We start from the raw sequence: 20,247 nt of genomic DNA on the forward strand, positions 1-20,247 counted from the left end.
ATTGAGGAGGGGTATCGATGAAATTGCAAGTAGGCGAAAGAATTACTTTTGAGCGAACGTTTACAAAAGAGGATGTTGCGTTATTTACAGAGGTGTCTAAAGATGAAGGAGTTCATCATGTTACGCCAGATGAGCAAGGGCGATTTGTCGTACAAGGCCTGTTAACATCAACGCTGCCTACAAAAGTTGGTGGTGATTATAACGTATTAGCCCGCAAGATGGATTTTGAATTTTTGCGCCCTGTTTTTAGCGGTGATACGATTCGTTGCGATGTAACAATTGAACAATTTGAACCTGATGAAAAAAATCGCATGAAAATTATTACGACGTTTACATGTATGAATCAAGTTGAAAAGGAAGTATTGAAGGGGAGTTTTTCGGGGATTATTCTTTAATTATTAGGTAGGGAGATCAAATGAAAAAGATGGAATAAGCAAATAAAAAGGCCTTTTCATATAGGGCCTTTTTATTTTGTGTTTTTTTAGAATAAGGGATTTTCGATTAGAATATGATGTTAACACTGGAGTGAATGTGAAAAAAACACAATATCGAAAGAGGTGTTTAAAGATGGAACAAGATGAGGTTTATGTAAGAGCTAAAAAAAGAGTGGAGAATTTAAAAGCGTTTTATATTCATTTGACGGTTTATATACTAGTTAACTTAATGCTTTTTTTTATAAATATAAGCTCTGATGCAAGTAAATTATGGTTCTTATATCCACTTGGAGGTTGGGGGATAGGTATTGTTATACACGGTTTGACAACACTTCCATTAGGGATATTCGGAAAAGAGTGGGAAGAGCGAAAGATTAAAGAGTATATGGATAAAGATAAGTAAATCTTTTTCTGGAATTTATGAATGTAAAATACAATGGCAATAATCCTTTAGAACATAGCATGTTTATAAGAAAATCAACTTAAATCCGCTGGTGAGGAATCCATTTTGATCATTCTATTTTCAAAATAAGACTGAGGATGGGGTATTGTTCTACTCCGTTTAGAAAAATGGGATACAAAGCAGTAAGATGTGAAGTCTATTCTATGACTTCGCATTTTTTTGTTCAAACTTTGTGTGAGTCAGTTTATGTACAGATATAGAATAAAGTTTAATTAAAAATTTATATTAAAATAAAAGAGACCACTGTTCGATTTAAATGTTCCACGATATAATGGTGAGAGCTTATACTTGAAGAAATATTTACATAAGAAGTGAGGTACTATATGAAGAAAAGAACGACAGACATTATTTTTATTATTATTGGTGCATTCCTTTTTGCATTAGGTGTGAATTTGTTTGTTATCCCGAACGAGTTTGGTGAAGGCGGGGTAACGGGTATCACGATTATTACCTACTATTTATTTGAGTGGTCACCAGGCTTAGTCAACTTAATTCTAAATGCGATTTTGTTAATAGCTGGCTATAAATTTTTGAATAAGATAACAACAATTTATACGATTATTGCTGTAGTTACTAATTCGCTATTTCTTCATTTGACAGAAGGATGGTATATTACTTCGGATGAAATGCTAGTAAATGCCATCTTTGGAGGAGTATTTATCGGGTGCGGTATTGGTCTCATCATTCGTGTTGGAGGAACAACTGCAGGTACTACCATTTTAGCAAGAATGACGCATAAGTATTTAGGCTGGAGCATTAGCTATGGTCTATTGTTCTTCGATTTAATCGTTGCTTTTTCATCTTATTTCATCATTGGTGCAGAAAAGCTGATGCTGACAATTATTATGCTATATGTAGGAACGAAAGTAATGGAATTTGTAATTGAAGGTTTGAATCCGAAAAAGGCTATTACGATTATTTCTGATAACCCGAATGAAATTGCCAAAAAGGTGACTACCTTAATGGACAGAGGGGTTACTGTGTACTCAGGTCATGGCTATTACACGAAAACTCCGAAGGAAATTCTTTATATTGTTATTAATAAGCAAGAAGTAGTGAAGCTAAAGCGGATTGTTCAAACTACGGATCCTGCTGCTTTCATCGCTATACACGATGTTCGTGATGTATTCGGAGAAGGATTTGTTGATATTACTAAGGCTTAATAAGAGTTAGCAATTGTTTTTGATTAAAATAATCTTAATACTAAAATGTGAGAATCTATTTTGAATAATCTTTTTTCAAAATAGATTCTTTTTATTTATCAACTTGTATTCCAAACAACTGTTTCATAACATTTTGTTTTTCTTTTCCTTGCAAAAAATCCAATTGTTTTTTAAGGTAAGAATGTAGAAGGATGAACGAGAGAGGGTTTAATGAAGATGATACATATTTTATTAGCTGATGATGATAAGCATATTAGAGAGTTATTACATTACCATTTACAAAAAGAAGGGTTTAAAGTTTTTGAGGCTGAAGATGGAAAGGTAGCGCAAGGCATTTTAGAGAAGGAAAATATTCACCTTGCGATAGTAGACATTATGATGCCGTTTGTGGATGGCTATACGTTATGTGAGGAAATCCGGAAGTATCATGATATACCTGTTATTTTATTAACTGCGAAAGATCAGTTAGTCGATAAAGAAAAAGGGTTCATTTCTGGTACGGACGATTATATTGTAAAACCATTTGAACCAGCTGAAGTGATTTTCCGTATGAAAGCTTTACTGCGCCGTTATCAAATGCTGAGTGCTGACATTATTACACTCCACGGAACGACAATTGATCGTAAAGGTATTGAAGTAAAGTGTAATGGTCAAACGATTTTACTACCGCTGAAGGAATTTGAGTTATTATCGCAACTGGCTAGTTATCCCGGAAGAACATTTTCAAGAGAAGAATTAATTGAGTTAGTGTGGGGAATGGACTTTGAAGGAGACGAACGAACAGTCGATGTTCATGTTAAACGTCTTAGAGATCGTTTCTCAAAACGAACAGACGATTTTCAAATTACAACGGTGCGTGGACTCGGTTATAAGTTGGAGTTGAAATAAAATGAAGTCACTATATTCTAGATTTGTATTTATGACGGTCGGGATTATGCTACTTAGTAGTATAATCGGCTTTTTATTAACAAATGTGTACTATCAAGTAAAGCTAAAACCGTATAACAGTGAAAAGATTTTAACGTATGCTGAGGAAGTAAAATCATTATATGAAAAGCAAAGTGAAGAGAATAAAGAGGCATACTTACAGTCTATTGCGAAATTGGGATATGAAATTTATATTGTCGATGACCAAAAGAATGGAAGGCGTATCGGCAATGCGTTTCGTAAGACGTCTATTAGCGATGATACCGTTCATAAAGTATTGCAAGGGGAAACGTTTAATGGCGTTTCCACATATCCGACCCGCCTATTTATTACAGGTTTCTTCGATAATGAATTAATTAATAGTGTCGGTGTACCAGTACAACACGGGGATAAGCAGTACGCTTTATTTATTCGTCCTGACATTCAGAACCAATTTGGCGAGATGCGAATTTTCTTAGCGGTATTACTTGTGTTTATCGTGCTATTAAGTATCGTTTTTATAGCAATTGCAGCAGGTTATATCGTTCGTCCTATTCGTAAATTTACGAAGGCTACGCAAAAAATTGCGAGTGGTGAATATGATATTGAATTAGACGTAAAACGAAAAGATGAAATTGGTACGCTAGCTTCGAGCTTCCAGAAGATGACGAAAAGTATAAAAGAATTGGATGAAATGAGACAAGAATTCGTTTCGAACGTTTCACATGAATTTCAATCGCCACTTTCTTCTATACAAGGTTTTTCGAAAACATTGCAAACAGAAAAGATGAATGAAGAAGAAAGAAACCATTACTTACGAATTATTGAGGGCGAAAGTAAGCGAATGTCTAGTTTATGTAAACAGTTACTTACGCTCGCTTCTTTAGATAAAGAAGAAAAAGTATTACAGATAAAAGAGTTCAATTTACAAAAGCAAATTAAAGACGTCATTTTTATGCTCGAATGGAAGTGGCGTGAAAAAGATATCGCTGTTGAATTTGATGTGCCAGACATAACAATACAAGGTGATGAAAACTTACTGCATCAAGTGTGGAGTAATATTTTTACAAATAGTATTAAGTTCTCAAACGATGCTGGGACAATTGAATTTGTTGTGGAAGAGTTAGAGTCTAGCGTTATGATCTCTATATCCGACAACGGAATTGGCATGGGAAAAGAAGAAATGGAACGTATTTTTGATCGTTTTTACAAAGTAGATACGGCAAGAGCAAGAAACGTGGAAGGTAGCGGATTAGGATTATCAATCGTACAGAAAATCGTTGAACTGCATAACGGAACCGTTTCAGTATATAGCACGAAAGGGGAAGGGACGACTGTTCGGGTTGAGCTTCCTAAATAAATGAAAAAAGACAATTTATACTTTGTAAAATTACAGACATGTGAAAGTACATCACTTATATATAGTGGTGTACTTTTTGCTTATAAAACCTCTTGAATGTCCTCATTTACTACTACAACATTAAGTGGGGGAAGTTTTGGTAATTAAAATCTCAAAAACCAAGTAAGTAGAAAAGTAAGAGAGGGATGCTTTGCTACTTACTAATATTTTCTATAGAAGTAATTTTGTCAAAAATAAAAATGGGTAATGTTAAGGCCTGTATCGGTTAAACTAAAATACACATAAAAAGAAACCAGGTAGTAGTGAGTATCAAAAATATTATGGAAAAGTAGATATTAGGAACCAAAAATTTTGCATGATCTTTATTTTTTTTCAATGCCATAGTTGAAAAGATAATGGCGCTAATTAATGGGATCATTAGGGCATAAACCATATATGTAAGATCGCGTCCGGTATCTAAATATGGTTCGCCAGGGTGAATATAAATAAGTTCATAATGATAAGCAAAATATACATATAAAGCTATGCAAAATATAATATTTGCTCCAATTGCGATACATGAATTTTTTAACACTTTCATCTGTCTACTCCTTTAAGTAATCCTTTCCTAATATTATAATAAATAAGAACATTTCACATCATAATGTTATGCAGAATACAAAGAAAAAAATATTTAGTCGAGATACAAGTAATTTGGGATTAGAGGTTGTATTGTATTTTTATTATTATATTTCAGTGTAACAATACGCCGTGGTGAATGTTCTGGTGAAACTAAGAAGAGATATCTCCAGCCAGGGGTAGGAATGTATAAACATAGAGTTGTAGAAAAAAGGGTGGATTCCTCACGAAAGTAGGGATCTGCTTTTTTGCTACCAATAATAGAACGTTATATTAACTACATGCAAATATCCTATTCATCCCAATTTGTCCTTGTTGGTGGTACAATTAGCGTAATGGAAGGATATTATGGAGTTTATTGTATTTTATGTAACACCGTTTCTTATAATTGGTACTTCAATATTTGTATTTATTACGGCTATGTCACTAACTCAAAACATTTGGTATGAGTTAAATCTATTATTCGTAATAGCTGGTTTAGGGATAAATATACTTGCTATTCCAGTGGCAATTTTTATAGGTGGGATGGCAACAGACTCACCAGACAGTACTAGACTTGATTTTTGTAAAGGATTTCTCTTCATTCAGGGAATACCGCTTATTATACTACTTCTAACTTTGGTTTGGTGGTTTATTCGTCGGAACAAGAAAAAAGTTCACATGTAGAATTTAAAAATGACTTTAGCTAACGATAATTATGTAAATGAGCTAGTGGTGGTAGATATGGTAAGGGTTTGTAATAAACTACGAAAAAGTAGAAAAGTATACTTTTCTACCTTAGATAAGGATATATTCCCCTTTAGGTTCATGATAAAAAAGAAGTACCCCTAATTAGAACAAGGGATACTTCTTTTTATATTTCGGTCAGTAATTTGAATTTCATTTTCTGCTCTGCAGTTAATTCATTTTCTACATAATGATTTATAAGGGGTACCGCCACACATCCATCAACTTAAGAATCTTCACTACCCCCAAGTAAAAAAACGTTATTCTTTCTAAAAAACTAACTAGAAAGGATAACGTTTTTTATGAATCTTTCTATTCAAAATAAATTACAACTATTTTTTGAAGAACTGTGCTGTCACGTAACTTCTTCTCTGTTAGAAAAACTTGCAAACAGGAAAAGAAACAACTATGAAATTGATTCTTTTCTATGATTAATGACAATATTTTTCTGAAAATTTAATTTATATAGAATATTTTATTTTAAGTTTGTTATAATTTGTATTGTAATACAAATATTTCATAAGGGGGTTGTTAGTATGAGTAATGTTTTAGCAAAATTATTTGGGGGAAAAAATAGGTTGTTGGTCCACAATACTATGAAGCGTTTCCTTCTAATAAATTCGTTATGAAAACCGATTCATTAAGCTAATCATCAGTAGAGAATCTCTACTGATGGTAGCTTCACTTTATAGGAAAGGTTAGACTTACATGAAAAAAATTTCTGCACAAACATATTTAACGATACCGTTCCATCTATTCTTATCGTTTATTATCATTATATTTATCGGCACATTACCACACTTATTTATTGGAATGAAGATCGACTTTAACAATTACCTGCACACACTTATGGACGTCACCTCCAAATTAATAGGATGGGATCCATTAACTTACACGAAATTGGCAAAACCACTATTTCCACAAATTCTAATTCAATATGGAAACACCATTATTATCTTTTTATCTGCTCTTTTTATTTCCATATTAGTTTCTTTTATGACTGTTTATGCCTTGCTGCTACTCCCTGTAAAAAAAAGAGAAAGAATAAAATCATTTTTTTTACTATTAGAAGCAATTCCCGATATTTTTATCATTTTGTGTCTCCAACTACTTGTCGTTTGGATTTATAAACAGACAAACTTTTTAATCGCAGGCATAGCTGGTACAAAAGACAACTCAATCTTACTATTTCCGGTTATTTGCTTAAGTCTGCCAACTATTCTTATGTTTAACAAGCTACTATTGCTGCGTTTTGAAAATGAATTACAAAAAGATTATACCTTGCTAGCACGTGCTAAAGGATTTGACACGTTTTATATTCTCAAGCGGCACGTTCTAAGAAATGTCTTTTTAAGTACTCTCTACTTCTCAAAAACAAATATTTGGTATATGTTATCTAATTTATACATTATTGAATACTTACTCAATGTTCAAGGTATTTTCACATTTTTAAAAACGTATAACACCGAATTAGAACCCGCACCTGAAATATTTTGTATTACATTGTTTTTAATTTACATTCCTATCTTTATTGTCTTTAAACTTTTCGATATTTTCATACCTGATGAGCTGAAAGGAGAATCTTAACATGTGGGCCCATTTAAAAAGAGATAAGTATTTCATAATTTGTATATCCTTTTTGCTTCTATTAATCATAGTAAGTATCGGAAATTCTATATTTTTTGATGGGGAAATTCGCCAAACATCCATTCTATATGATGAAAGTGGTAATGTACAAGCCGCACCATTCCCTCCTTCTTTCACTTTCCTGTTAGGTACGGATATGAAGGGATTTGATTTATTACAACGAGTAGTAGATGGAGCGAAATGGAGCATTGGTATATCGTTATTGATAGCATTTCTACGAACATTTATTGGGCTATCAATTGGATTATTCTTCGCTTTTTATGTAAGAAAAAGCTTTAAAACACTTGAAGCTCTCTTTGATTGTTTTACAGTTGTTCCAATGACCCTCATTGGTTACTTTATTCTCGATACAGTACTGCGTTTTCAACATGGGGATCCAGTTCCCTCTTTCTTTGAACGAGCATCATTTGAAATTATAGTTTTAGTCATTCTCGCTTTACCCGTTCTTATATTTTATTTTGCAAAGGAAACAAAAAAGATACTGAATGAAGAATTTATAGAAGCTGCTACACTATTAGGAGGAAGCAAATTTCATCTCGCTATAAAACACATATTTCCAAATATATTTCCTGTTCTAATCATTGTCATGATGCAACAATTTGTACAAACTTTAATCATTTTCTCCCATTTTGGTATTTTAGAATTATTTTTTGGTGGTACAATTCTTTTCTACGGAAATGAGGTTGAGTCAGTTAGCAATGAATGGTCAGGTTTAATTGGTCTCTATTTTCGTTCCCTCTCTGTTCACCCTTGGATTCCAATGGTTCCTATTACATTTTTCATCCTGACTATTATTACAGCACATATTATGCTACAAAGGATACAATTAGCATTTGAAAAACGACACATGAAACAAATACCGCAAGAACCAATAGAACAAATCAATACTCCTAATTTTGCACAGCAACTCCCCGCTAATTCATTTACACTCTATGATGGCAAATAGCAAAGAAAGGATTAGGTATATTCAGAGGTATATCTAACCTTTTCTTATAAGGGGGACCGCTACATCACTATCAAGCTAATAAAACAAAATTGCTCTAAAATGAAAAAATACGCTATTCTTTTTGTAGATATATACAGAAAGGATGGCATTTTTTATGAATCTTTCGATTCAAGATGAACTCCAATTATTTGCTGAGGGATTATATCAATATTTTACTCCTTCATTCTTAGAAGGGTTTACTAGAGTGTTAGATTTGGTTCAAAGAAAGCGTAAGTGTTCAGGAGACGACTCTTAGCCACTATCCGTGTTTGGGTGAGTCGACGGATAGCGAGTGATTCTTTAGTTATAGACTGTGTAGTCAACTACATGCAGCCACAGGAACTCTTATTAGTCCAGAAGGACTAAATAAACGGTTTAATAAAAAAGCTGTTTGCTTTTTAAAACATGTTTTCTCTGCATTATTAAAAAATAAAGTTTGTAAAACCTCAGTGATTTCCAGTTCTTCACTAACCCATTTTCAACTGCTTCGCATTTTAGATGCAACGATTTTTCAAGTACCAAAACACTTAGCTATTGTGTATCCTGGTTCGGGTGGTTGTGCACAAACAGCAGGTATAAAGATTCAATTAGAATATGATTTACATAATGGACAGTTTTTAAATTTTCAAGTTGAGCCAGGGAAGAATAATGATAAAACCTTTGGGACAAAATGTTTAGCGACATTACGGCCTGGCGACCTATGTATTCGAGATTTAGGTTATTATTCACTGGACGATTTAGATCAAATGGATCAACGTGAGGTATATTATATATCACGGCTGAAATTAAATAGTATGGTGTATATCAAAATGAGTTTCCTGAATATTTTCGAAATGGGGCAGTAAAAAACAGTCTCAGTACATCAAAGTTGATTTAGAACACATTATGAATACCTTAAAATCAGGACAGGTCTATGAAATAACAGATGCTTATATTGGAAAGGATAAAAAACTATTTACACGTGTTATTATATATCGATTAACTGAAAAGCACCTTTGAGAACGTAAGAAAAAACAAGTATATACGGAAAGTAAAAAGGGTATTACGTACTCAGAAAAGAGTAAACGATTAGCTGGTATGAACATTTATGTTACCAATACACCTTTGGAGTGGGTTCCGATGGAACAAATACATGATTTTTATTCCCTCCGTTGGCAGATTGAAGTTATCTTTAAAACTTGGAAGTCCCTATTTCAAATTCACGATTGGTACAATATCAAACGAGAGCGATTAGAGTGCCACATTTATGGAAAACGCATTGCTATTTTTCTATGTTCTTCTACTATATTTAAGATGAGACAATTAATTTTACAAAAGAAGAAAAGAGAATTAAGCGAATATAAAGCCATTGGAATGATCAAAGATCATTTACACATCTTGTATCAAGCGATACAATAAAACACCCAAAAAATAACAAAGATTTTAATCAGCCTGTTCCACCTTCTACAAAAGCATGGACAGAAATCGCACAGATATGAGAAGAAGACTGTCTTTGATATTATCGGTGTTGTCTATGAGTATAATGGATTGAGAAAACAAAAGAAAATTGCATAATTAAAAAAGTGAAATCCGTTAGGGTTTATTTGGTATGCCCATTTTTAAGAATATACTTCTATTTTAAGAATGTTTTAACCCAGCTGAACGAAAGTTCAGTTTGTTTACACTCTTAAGTTGATGGGCATGGGGTACCGCCAGCATTTTGGAAAAAAACCACGCCAAGACTAAAAATGGATCCTTCGAAAAGGGAATTCATAAAAAAACAGGTATTTTTGTATATTTTTTTACGAAAGATAAAAAATATATGTATTTGATAAGATTATGAAATCATAAATATTACGAACTGGAGGGTATTAAATGCAACTTTCAAAGCACTTATTCTCTCTTCTTTTAATAGCGATTTTATTTTTAAATTCACTTTGTTTAACGGAAACATTAGCTAGTGAATCTGAAATTGTTACAATAGATAAGGTTAGATATCTCTTCCTAAAACAGATGGAACTTTAACTGTTAGTATTATAGCTAAAAATGCCAAAAGGATTAAATTTTTTTTAATTCCGACAGGAACAGCAACTTATAATCAAAGAAAATTAATTGGGAGTTCTGAGAGGGAAAATGGTGAGTTTGTATTTAGATGGAATTTTAAAGAGGACCAAAATATTTTTCATCATTTCGCAGTGGAAGCAATAAATTCAAAAAATCAAATAGCTACCACAGGTGTATTATTCAATGTTACAAATGAATAAAAAAATGAAACAATTATATTTTTAACCCCGTCCTATATTTAGAACGGGGTTATGTTTGTTTGAGCTTTTTAAATTAAATAATTTTATCATAATTACACATTACGGATTAGATAATATTTTCTTTCCGCTATAAAGCAGTACCTTTCATCCGTTCGTCCTTAAAACGTAGCTCAAAAGTATCCGCTGTAATTTCATCAGCTTTCGGCAATGCCCGTAATTTCGGATGAAGCAGCCATACGAGAGAAATGAATAAGATTCCGATGCTAGCGAGTGCGAAAATGAGCTGGCTACTAAATACATTTGCAGTGTATCCGCCAATTAAAGAACCAAACGGCATAGCGATTGTGCCCATACTTCGCATGACAGAGTTGATGCGTCCAAGATACTGGTTTGGAATTACAATTTGACTAATTGTCGCAAATAATATGTTGGTCGCACCAATTGGTATCCAAGCTAGGCCGAATAAAAAAATGGATAACCATTGAAACGGTACAACCGTAGAGAGAAACCAAAAGAAAGCACCAGCCGCAAAGCTAATAATGGAGACGCGGCCAACATGACGTTTACCAACCCATGAACTGAATAATGCTCCAATTAAACTGCCGGCCGATATAGCGGCTAAAAAGAAACCATATAATTTCACACCTCCTAAAGAATCAGCGAAAGAAGGGAGTATTGCCATCGTCATACCGATAGAAAAATTGGCAACAACTGAACCGATTAAGAAGACGCCCATTAATGAACGAAAGACGATTGAAAACCCTTCTTTTAAATCAGAGAAATATTGCTTAGTTGAAAGTACTGTGTTTGCTTCGGTTTGCTTTGGCATTTTCAATGAAAAGAACAAAAGGGCGGTAATCGCAAATGTAAAAGAGTCGATTACATATAAAGTAATGGCGCCAAATAGTGCTACTAATATTCCAGAAAGAGTCGTGCAAATTAAATCAATGCCTTGATACGCAAATGAGAAGAGTGAGTTCCCTTTTAATAATTGTGTTTTATGCAGTAGAAGTGGTAAAGCTTTTGATTGTGCGGGATAAGCGAATTGTTCGATAAAAGCTACGATGGGCATAATGATGAGTAGTAGTTGAACTGTTAGTAGGTCGAAGTAGTGTGTAATTGGAATGATTAAAATAAGAATGCATTGCAAAACTTGTGTGATGACGAGGGTGTTTTTTATCGGCCATCTATCAACAAATGGACCAGTAAGAAATTGAAGTGCGGAAGGTAATAATGTAAGGAAACCAGCTAATCCAGAATAAAAAGGATTACCACTTAATTTGTATACGAGCCACATCGCTGCTACATAATACAAACTATCTCCTATGTTTGTAAAAATTCTCCCTAAAAATAATAAGAGGAAATTCCGGTTTTTTAATACGTCCATTTAATCTACTCCTTTATAATAAAGTGAAACTTTAATCAGTGGGGTTTTGTTCATCCCCACTGATTATTAGTTGAACCAATCGGGCGTTTACGGGCAGTTAATCTCCCACCTAACTTCTTTGCTCCAACTGAATTTTGAGGTGGGAGTCTTACTGCCCGTTAATGCGGGATAAATTTATTCGGTAAAATAAAATTGACCGTTGATGTAAAAAAAATCGTATTACGATTTTTCTTCTTTTTTCACAAAGCGCTGCATTGCTCGTTCGTCGATTTGTAGTGCAGTAGTAGCAATGTAATAAGCTTTACTATTCGGATCTTTATCTGCGTCTTTTGTGATCTCGTCTAATTCGTACATCAATTCATGAAACTTTTTCACCCACACTTGAAATTGTTCTGGCGTAGCATCAAACTCCCAGCTGGATGAAACGTAATTCCATTCAGCTGGGTCTTCACTTGCTTTTCGTAATGTAAAAGCTTCTTCAGGAGCAGCGAGAATATGGCTTTTCGTTGTTTCCGTCATTTGTAAAAAGATTTGGCGTCCCGATTCACTTAATATCTCTAGATGAGGTAATAGTTCTGCGGCAGGGGTGAAGCCTTTCGCGACAGATTGATAAAATTTTTGAACGATGCCATTTTTCTCTTCTGTATAGACGATTTCTATAAGATGATTCTTCTCTAATTCTTTTAAATGATAATGAATTTTAGCCCTTGAAATGCCGAATTTCTCAGATAGTAGTTGCCCTGTATAAGGACGTTCTAATAGACGCATCATCATTTCGGCGCGTAGTGGGTCGCTTAATGCTTTTAGTTGGCTATAGGTAGTTAAGGTTAACATGGGCTTCAACATGATCAACTCCTTGAATTAAATTACTCGGTCAATATTATTTGACTGAATTGTATCAAGGATTCTATTTGTTTTCAATACTTTCAGAAAATTTAATCTTTATTTTTTGATCTTCTGTTCATATTCCGTTCATATTTCTTTTTTATGATAAGTGCATAGAAAGTAAGAGAAAGGAGCGAGCGAAATGTTTTTAGCTCTGCGTGAATTAAAACAATCAAAATTAAGATACGGATTAATCGGACTTATTATGGTGTTATTATCATTTTTAGTCCTTGTGATTTCAGGATTAGCAAACGGATTATCATATGATAATGCTTCATCGATTCAAAATATGGAGGCAAATAAATTTGTATTAGCGGATGATGCGGAAAATAAATTACTTCGTTCACAAATTAAGCAAGACGATGTAGATAACGTAGTAAATCAAGTAGGCGAGAAAGAGGCCGTTCCGTTTCGTGTGAAAAATTCAACTTATGAAAAGAAAGGTAGTTCGAAAAAAGTTGATGTCGCTATTTTCTCAAGTGAACGCGATTCATTTTTAGAACCGAAAATCGTAGAAGGTGAGAAGTTAGGTACAGCAAACAACGAAATGGTTGCTGATGAATCGATTAAAGAAAAAGGAATCGATCTTGGGGATACAATTATTGATCCTGTTTCAAAGAAAGAATTTAAAATCGTTGGATTTACGAAAAATCAAATGTTTAGCCATACACCAGTCGTTTATGTAAATGAAGACGTATGGGGCGCTATTTCACAACCAAACCAAAAAGATTATAGTGCAATTGCACTGAATACAGATAAAGACATTAAAAATGCACATGTTATCGACAAAAAAGAAGTATTACAAAGTATTCCAGGATTTAAAGAAGAACAAGGGACATTAACGATGATTATTGCGTTCTTACTTGTTATCGCTGCGTTACTAATTGGTGTATTCTTCTACGTAATTACATTACAAAAAACACAGCAATTAGGTGTATTAAAAGCAATCGGTACGAAAAATTCTTATTTAGCAAATAGCTTAGTCGTACAGGCGTTATTCTTATCAGTTGTGGCGATGATCATCAGCATTGTTCTTGTACAAGGGTTAGAACAAATTTTACCAGCAGGTATGCCGTTCTTATTAACAGCGCCGATGATTCTACAATATGGAGTAATCTTTATCGTAATTAGTATTTTTGGAACACTTATTTCGTTATATCAAGTATTAAAAGTTGATGCATTAGAAGCAATTGGAGGCGGGATGTAATGACTTCATTATTAAAATTAGACAATGTAAGTAAAGTGTACGGAGAAGGGAATACTGAAGTAACAGCCCTTCATCCGATATCGCTTGATGTGAAAGCTGGAGAATTTATCGGAATCGTTGGTCCTTCTGGATCAGGGAAAAGTACGTTATTATCAATCGCGGGTGCTTTACTATCACCATCAAAAGGGGATATTTACATTCGTGAGCAAAATATTACGAAGTTATCAGAAAAGGAAATGACAGACATTCGTTTGAAAAAAATCGGTTTCATTTTCCAATTCGCAAATCTTGTTCCATACTTAAATGTAAAAGAACAATTGCTTTATATTGCAAAGCTTAAAAAAGATAACAAACAAGAGTCTGAAAAGCGTGCGGATCACTTATTAGCAGCATTTGGATTAGGAGAAAGAAAAAATCATTATCCAAATCAACTATCTGGTGGGGAAAAACAAAGGGTTGCAATCGCTCGTGCGTTCATGAACAATCCAGATTTAATATTAGCGGATGAACCGACTGCAAGCTTAGATTCAAAACGTGCACGTGAAGTTGTGGAAATGATGAAACGTGAAGTGAAAGAAAGTCAAAAAGCAGCAATTATGATTACACATGATGAAAGAATGCTTGATGTATGTGATCGTATATTGACGCTTAGAGATGGGCAGTTAATACAAAATTAAACAATGAAAAAGGACAACAGTACATATAAACGCTGTTGTCCTTTTTATTAATAATGTAAGAGAGTTATAATAGCATTATTTTGAGAATAACGTTTTAATTTTATTGCGTGTTACTAATAAAAGTCCACCTAGAATAGATAACATTCCTAAAGCCATATTACTTGATTGCTCACTACCAGCGTTAGGAAGTTCTCTAGCAGTGTTTTTGGTCGGAACGGTAGTATTGTTAGTATCCGCTGTCGTTGGTTTAGGTTGTGTAGGTTGTGATACTTCATTAAGCTTGTTATCTACATTTTGCTGCGTTGTATGTAACTCAGCTAATTTGTCATCAATTTTTTTCTCAGTATGTTTAAAATCGTTTATTTTAATGTCTAAGTCTAGCTTTTTCTGTGTTAAATCATCTGAAACAGTTTGTTTCGATTGCTTAATTTCATTCAATTTATTTTCTAAATCTTGTCTAGCTTTTTGTAACTCAGCAAGTTTGTTTTGCACATCTTGTTTAGCTAGTTCTAAGTTAGATGAAAGACTATCTAAATTTCCTTTAATTTTCTTCAGTTCTTCTAACGTATTACCAGTATTCGGCTTATTCTCTTTTAGCTCAGCAAGTTTATCCTCAGCAGTTTGTTTCGCTTTCTTTAACTCAGCTAATGTTTCATCTACATGTTTTTTAACTTCCTTCAGTTCATTAACCTTTACATCGATATTTTCTTTATGTTGCTTAATTTCATTCACTTTTTCATCGACAGTTTGTTTATGTTCTTTAATCTCATTAACCTTTGTATCGATAGTTTGCTTATGCTCTTTCATTTCAGCGATTTTCTCATCTGCGATTTGTTTGTCTTGCTGAAGTTTTGCATCTAACTCTTGTTTATGTTGTTTTATTTCGGCGATTTTTTCATCTGCAACTTGTTTATGTTCATGTAGTTCGTTCGCTTTTTCATCGACAGTTTGCTTAACTTGGTTAAGTTCATGTAACGTTTGATCCACGTGTTCTTTGTGCTGCTGTAATTTCGCATCTAACTCTTGTTTATGTTGCTTAATTTCAGCTAATCGATCTCCTCCAGTACTGGGCTGAGTAGTAGCATCGTTTACTTCCGCATGGGCCGAGTTTGCACCTGCAATCATTGCTAAAGCTAGTGTAGACGCAGCGATTGTTTGTTTTGTTTTCATATTTTTGTACCTCTTTCCTATGAATGAATTCTATTGTGTAAAATTGAGCATATAAAAGCAGATTACAATATCATTATATACCATGCTCGGAGCTTAGAGGAAGTATTTGCATAATAATCTGTGATTATGTAATTCTTATAGTCTCTTATTTTTGGATAGGGGACAAATCTTCAGCAAGATGAACAATTTCTTCGATAGTAGAGTTTACCTCTTTATTATTGCGAATAACAAACAAATGATCAGCCTCGTTTTCTACAGGATCTATGACATCTTCGTGAAGTGATTCAGCCTGTTGCCGATTAAGAACTTCTTTGAAATTAGAATAGCTACCTCTAAAAATATTTGTACTTCGCTTACTATGAGCCACTCTTTCATAAAGTACATCATCTGTGATGTCAAAGTGAACGAATATACGTACATATTCATTTTGTGGAAATAATTTGTTTAGTAAATATAACCTGCCGCTTTTACTGCGATTGGAGTTGCAAATAATAAGGTGTAAATTTGTATGTTCTTTTGCATAATCAACAATGAATTTCGAAAGACCGTGCTTAAATGTATTAGGGCCTTCAGTTGGCTGTAATTTTTCATAATGTGTGTTAATAAATTCTGCTTGGTTATCTTGATCCATAACGAAAGAGTGGGGTAACTCTTTTTCTAATGCTTTTGCAAATGTTGTTTTTCCACTGTGGGTTTTTCCTACTGTAATAATGACTAATCGTTTCATATTGGCCTCCATATATATTGTTATAATCCGGGATATTCTGTGTGAATCGACAATTTTCCTGCCAGAGAATATACAAAGTGTTGGAGTGTTAGTGGCTTTGAAATTTCACGAAAAAACTTATTTATTCCCTAATGTGAAAATGAAGGAGTGTGATGTCGTCCTAACTCAAATGAACTAAAAAATATTCTGTTTAGAAAGGAGGCGGCAATACTATCGTATATTGATATGTATTTAGAAGGAAATTTATTTTCGTTTATTTCTCTCGAGGTGAAGCATAAGGAATAATTATTTGAAGCTATAAAAATCCTTGAAGTATGGAAATGTCCCTAGCGAAAAGGAGATTTAGAGCAAATATTAATAATAGCTGTTAAAAAAAGGTGGGAAATATGTACCTTTTATAATCTACGTTAAAGAAATTGGAAAATTCATGGAAAAGTGTTATGGTTTATTTAGGAGCTACACATTATTTATGTTTAGTAAAAAAGGGGGATAAAAGTGGGAGCTGAAATTTTTAATGGCAGGCATATAGCCAATAGTAAGGATAAAGAATTTGTTGTTTTTATTATTGGTATGCGTATTAATCACTTATTGAAATTTTGGAAGTGGATACCAGTTTTTAATGCGATGGGACCTATGATTAAAGAATTGTATCAAAACCCACAATGGGGTTTCTTACATACAGAATTCGTATTTAGTTGGAGAAAAGTGATCTTAATTCAATACTGGAAGGGATTCGGCGAATTAGTAGACTATGCTCACGGAAAAAACCATTCAAATGCTTGGAAATCATACAATAATAAGATTAAAGATAATGGAAGTGTAGGTGTTTTTCACGAAACTTATCAAATAGAAAAAGGTGCTTCGGAAGCGATCTATGTTAATATGCCAAAAACAGGTTTATCTAGAGCTACCGAACACATACCAGTATCTCAAGATACTAATACTGCTCAAAAAAGAATGAGTTAATAATTCGGAATATTCAATATGTAATTTTAATTTTCCTGCAGGAGAATATCTAAAGTGTCGGCGTGTTAGTAGGTTGAAAACTTGACAAAAAAACTTATTTATGCTATAATTTACCAATATGAAAATAACGTGTATAATAGGGTTCTCCTGGCCAGGGGAACCCTATTTTTTTTGGAAATGAAGGAGTGTATGCGCATGAAAAAAGGTGAAGCAAGTATAACGTCGCTAGTATCAGCTTTCGGAAGGGCATATCATAGTGAGTTTGATAGTCCTAAAATTTTTGATGATTATGTAGCTAGAGAATTTATTTTGCCAAAAGAACGTCATGATATTGAAACGAACATGGTTCAAGGGATACATTTTTTCAATAAAGACATTGCAGAACAGTTTCAAGATCATCCAAAAGAAATATTAAAATGGATTACACAAGTGCAGTTATCACCAACACCTTTAGCACGTGCAGCATATTGTGAAAAAGTATTACTACATGAAATGACACTAGGAGCAAAACAATACGTCATACTTGGTGCTGGCTTAGACACGTTCAGCTTTAGACACAAAGAATTAGAAAATAAAATAGAGATATTTGAAGTGGATCATCCTTCTACACAACAGCTTAAGAAGGAAAGAATAAAAGAAGCAGAACTTGAAGTTCCAAATAACCTTCAGTTTATTTCGATGGATTTTACGAAAGGATTTTCCTATGAACAGTTGTGCAATGAAGGATTTGAAAATAAAAAAACGTTCTTTAGTCTGTTAGGTGTTTCGTACTATTTAACGAAAGAGGAGCTTGCTAGTTTAATAGAATGTTTATTCAAGATGCTTCCAGAGGGGAGTTCTATCGTTTTTGATTATCCTGATGAAAACCTATTTACGGAAAAAGGACTGTCCAATCGAGTTGAAAACATGGTGAAAATGGCTGCGATAGGCGGAGAACCGATGAAGTCATGTTATTCTTATCGCGAAATGGAAGCATTGTTAGAGAAGGCGGGTTTACTCATTTATGAGCACTTATCACCAGAGGATATTCATACATTATATTTTGAAGGACGAAACGATTATTTAGAAGCTTTTGAGACGGTGCAGTATATTCATGCGGTGAAGAAGTAGATAATTATTATTGTGAATTTTCAGGGGAAACAATGGGGATTTCTTAAGAAAGAAGAGATTTTGTCTTTTTATTGTACACACGAATCAGTTTACTTTAATAGTTAGATTAAAATAAACTATGATATGATTAGTATTGGATTTCTTAATAAGGGGGTTTTAAAATGACGCCAGAACAAATTGTTAGAAAATTTTTTGATGAAGTACGTTCGGGGAATAATCCTGATTATTCAAATCAACTAATGGCAGAAAAAGTATTGGCACATCAAATTGTATCTGAAGAAGAACAAACAGTTTGCAGAACACCTGAAGATTATGCTGAACATGTAAGAGAGATGATTGAAGTATACGGTAATTTTTCTTTAGAAATTCAAGAATTATTAGTACAAGGAAGTAAAGTATATGTACGTTGGAAACAAGTAGGTATGCATGTAGGAGAAATCGATGGATATCAACCTACAGGACTTCCAATCATTCAAATAGCAAGTGCGGTGTATAGAGTAGAAGATGGAAAAATTGCAGAGTATTGGATTCAAATTGATAGGTCGGGAATTCAAAACCAATTAGAGCGCAATAAAAATATTCAATAGTTAATTTTTAAAGCTATAAGTAGGCATGGGGAGAAATCTCTGTGTCTCTTTTTTTATGAAAAACAAGGAATTTAAATGTAGTGATGGAAAATATAATTATAAATATATTGCTGTATAATATATCATTCAAATATAAGAGTCATTTACATTACCGCTTAAAGCTCCACCAATTTAATTTTATATGAATCACTGTTTTGTGGAAACTAAAGGAAAGGAGAAATAGAAGATGTTGGAATTACAAGGAAAATATAATGAAGCGAAAGTGTTTACTACTAACGTAGAAGAAACAGCAGCAGGTCAAATTATTGATCTTTGTAACCAAGAATTCGTAAAGGATAGCAAGATTCGTATTATGCCAGATACACATGCTGGGGCAGGCTGTACGATTGGAACGACGATGACGATTCAAGATAAAATCGTGCCTAATTTAGTGGGGGTGGATATTGGTTGTGTGGATAAAGATACAGAGTTTTTATCCAAGCAAGGATGGGTTAAAATTTCTAAATATAATGGTGAAGAGGTTGCGACATATGACATTAAAAACGATCGTACCTATTTTGAAAAGCCTATTATGTTTATTAAGAAAGAAGAAACTGAATTTTATCATTTGAAGACCAAATATGGTATTGATCAAATGCTTTCTAAGGAGCATACAGTTTTAGTGGAGAAGGGTTCACACCATAGGCCGAAATCTAGAGGTGAACGCTATACTTTGACAGCAGAAGAATTATTTAACAAGCATTCAGAACTAAAACTTGGTTTTCGTGATAATTTTATTACTGAAATACCAGACTTAGAGATTTCGACACAACTCCCATTAACGGATGCACAAGTTAGAGTACAGGTGATGGTTATGGCAGACGGTCGATTAGAAAATAAGACCACATGTGTCATTAAATTAAAGAAAGAGCGTAAAATTTCAAGAATTAAAAAGCTCTTAGAGGCCGCTAACATTATGTACTCTCAGAAAACATACGACGATGTTA

At 33.5% G+C, this 20,247-nt stretch carries 19 protein-coding genes and 2 pseudogenes; 16 read left to right on the forward strand and 5 right to left on the reverse strand.

The features are described 5' to 3' along the window. The first annotated feature begins 17 nt into the window (after window positions 1-17). The 5 genes from COI75_RS04690 to COI75_RS04710 all read left to right on the forward strand — a co-directional run bounded on the left by COI75_RS04690 (window position 18) and on the right by COI75_RS04710 (window position 4,326). Window positions 18-395 carry a hypothetical protein gene (locus tag COI75_RS04690; RefSeq protein ID WP_000776368.1) on the forward strand — a complete coding sequence of 126 codons (378 nt, stop codon included), beginning with the start codon at window positions 18-20 and terminating at the stop codon, window positions 393-395. Between the two features lie 172 nt (window positions 396-567). Further along, window positions 568-837 carry a 2TM domain-containing protein gene (locus COI75_RS04695; RefSeq protein ID WP_000434264.1) on the forward strand — a complete coding sequence of 90 codons (270 nt, stop codon included), beginning with the start codon at window positions 568-570 and terminating at the stop codon, window positions 835-837. A 383-nt stretch (window positions 838-1,220) separates the two neighbouring features. Next, window positions 1,221-2,060 carry a YitT family protein gene (locus COI75_RS04700; RefSeq protein WP_000747491.1) on the forward strand — a complete coding sequence of 280 codons (840 nt, stop codon included), beginning with the start codon at window positions 1,221-1,223 and terminating at the stop codon, window positions 2,058-2,060. Between the two features lie 210 nt (window positions 2,061-2,270). Further along, a complete protein-coding gene (locus COI75_RS04705) occupies window positions 2,271-2,948 on the forward strand; it encodes a response regulator transcription factor (RefSeq protein ID WP_002095510.1) in 678 nt (225 codons plus the stop codon). A 1-nt stretch (window position 2,949) separates the two neighbouring features. Continuing rightward, a complete protein-coding gene (locus COI75_RS04710; protein WP_000839536.1) occupies window positions 2,950-4,326 on the forward strand; it encodes a sensor histidine kinase in 1,377 nt (458 codons plus the stop codon). A gap of 265 nt (window positions 4,327-4,591) precedes the next feature. Here the strand turns inward: COI75_RS04710 and COI75_RS04715 are convergent, their stop codons facing one another. Continuing rightward, window positions 4,592-4,906: a hypothetical protein gene (locus COI75_RS04715; RefSeq protein ID WP_000866210.1), complete on the reverse strand. Its 315-nt coding sequence runs from the start codon at window positions 4,904-4,906 to the stop codon at window positions 4,592-4,594. Window positions 4,907-5,292: 386 nt separating this feature from the next. Between COI75_RS04715 and COI75_RS04720 the strand changes: the two genes are divergently transcribed. The 5 genes and pseudogenes from COI75_RS04720 to COI75_RS26785 all read left to right on the forward strand — a co-directional run bounded on the left by COI75_RS04720 (window position 5,293) and on the right by COI75_RS26785 (window position 10,306). Beyond that, window positions 5,293-5,610: a hypothetical protein gene (locus COI75_RS04720; protein ID WP_000394435.1), complete on the forward strand. Its 318-nt coding sequence runs from the start codon at window positions 5,293-5,295 to the stop codon at window positions 5,608-5,610. A 768-nt stretch (window positions 5,611-6,378) separates the two neighbouring features. Then, window positions 6,379-7,257 carry an ABC transporter permease subunit gene (locus COI75_RS04725; protein ID WP_000723895.1) on the forward strand — a complete coding sequence of 293 codons (879 nt, stop codon included), beginning with the start codon at window positions 6,379-6,381 and terminating at the stop codon, window positions 7,255-7,257. Between the two features lies 1 nt (window position 7,258). After that, window positions 7,259-8,263 (forward strand): ABC transporter permease, encoded by a 1,005-nt coding sequence (locus tag COI75_RS04730; RefSeq protein ID WP_000263305.1) that lies wholly within the window; start codon window positions 7,259-7,261, stop codon window positions 8,261-8,263. Window positions 8,264-8,417: 154 nt separating this feature from the next. Beyond that, window positions 8,418-9,856, forward strand: a pseudogene (locus tag COI75_RS04735) (IS4 family transposase). 300 nt (window positions 9,857-10,156) lie between these two features. Continuing rightward, a complete protein-coding gene (locus COI75_RS26785; protein ID WP_001177197.1) occupies window positions 10,157-10,306 on the forward strand; it encodes a hypothetical protein in 150 nt (49 codons plus the stop codon). 366 nt (window positions 10,307-10,672) lie between these two features. On the opposite strand, the gene COI75_RS04740 is transcribed toward COI75_RS26785, so the two are convergent. Together COI75_RS04740 and COI75_RS04745 are read right to left on the reverse strand one after the other, a co-directional pair. Then, window positions 10,673-11,932, reverse strand: coding sequence for an MFS transporter (locus COI75_RS04740; RefSeq protein WP_000382817.1), 1,260 nt, complete (start codon window positions 11,930-11,932; stop codon window positions 10,673-10,675). A 219-nt stretch (window positions 11,933-12,151) separates the two neighbouring features. Beyond that, window positions 12,152-12,775, reverse strand: a complete 624-nt coding sequence (locus COI75_RS04745; protein WP_033657147.1) for an ArsR/SmtB family transcription factor — start codon at window positions 12,773-12,775, stop codon at window positions 12,152-12,154. A 184-nt stretch (window positions 12,776-12,959) separates the two neighbouring features. Here COI75_RS04745 and COI75_RS04750 point away from each other — a divergent pair, with 184 nt between their 5' ends. Together COI75_RS04750 and COI75_RS04755 are read left to right on the forward strand one after the other, a co-directional pair. After that, entirely contained in the window at window positions 12,960-14,024 is a 1,065-nt protein-coding gene (locus tag COI75_RS04750; RefSeq protein WP_000477783.1) for an ABC transporter permease, read from the forward strand. After that, window positions 14,024-14,701 (forward strand): ABC transporter ATP-binding protein, encoded by a 678-nt coding sequence (locus tag COI75_RS04755; RefSeq protein WP_000202615.1) that lies wholly within the window; start codon window positions 14,024-14,026, stop codon window positions 14,699-14,701. The genes COI75_RS04750 and COI75_RS04755 overlap by 1 nt, the downstream gene beginning before the upstream one ends. A 75-nt stretch (window positions 14,702-14,776) precedes the next feature. On the opposite strand, the gene COI75_RS04760 is transcribed toward COI75_RS04755, so the two are convergent. Together COI75_RS04760 and COI75_RS04765 are read right to left on the reverse strand one after the other, a co-directional pair. Next, window positions 14,777-15,871, reverse strand: coding sequence for an LPXTG cell wall anchor domain-containing protein (locus COI75_RS04760; RefSeq protein WP_000851010.1), 1,095 nt, complete (start codon window positions 15,869-15,871; stop codon window positions 14,777-14,779). Between the two features lie 145 nt (window positions 15,872-16,016). After that, the gene (locus COI75_RS04765) at window positions 16,017-16,610 is read right to left on the reverse strand and encodes an AAA family ATPase (RefSeq protein ID WP_141535082.1); all 594 of its coding nucleotides are present in this window, start codon (window positions 16,608-16,610) and stop codon (window positions 16,017-16,019) included. Window positions 16,611-17,093: 483 nt separating this feature from the next. Between COI75_RS04765 and COI75_RS04770 the strand changes: the two genes are divergently transcribed. From COI75_RS04770 to COI75_RS27585, 4 genes and pseudogenes are all read left to right on the forward strand, one after another. Beyond that, entirely contained in the window at window positions 17,094-17,564 is a 471-nt protein-coding gene (locus COI75_RS04770; RefSeq protein WP_000500606.1) for a DUF4188 domain-containing protein, read from the forward strand. Between the two features lie 195 nt (window positions 17,565-17,759). Continuing rightward, window positions 17,760-18,674: a class I SAM-dependent methyltransferase gene (locus COI75_RS04775; RefSeq protein WP_000715174.1), complete on the forward strand. Its 915-nt coding sequence runs from the start codon at window positions 17,760-17,762 to the stop codon at window positions 18,672-18,674. Between the two features lie 161 nt (window positions 18,675-18,835). Next, the gene (locus COI75_RS04780) at window positions 18,836-19,261 is read left to right on the forward strand and encodes an ester cyclase (RefSeq protein WP_000187181.1); all 426 of its coding nucleotides are present in this window, start codon (window positions 18,836-18,838) and stop codon (window positions 19,259-19,261) included. Window positions 19,262-19,487: 226 nt separating this feature from the next. Beyond that, a pseudogene (locus tag COI75_RS27585) lies at window positions 19,488-19,712 on the forward strand (RtcB family protein); the annotation flags it as partial. Between the last annotated feature and the right edge of the window lie 535 nt (window positions 19,713-20,247).

The organism is Bacillus cereus, from assembly GCF_002564555.1.
Lineage (GTDB): Bacteria > Bacillota > Bacilli > Bacillales > Bacillaceae_G > Bacillus_A > Bacillus_A cereus_K.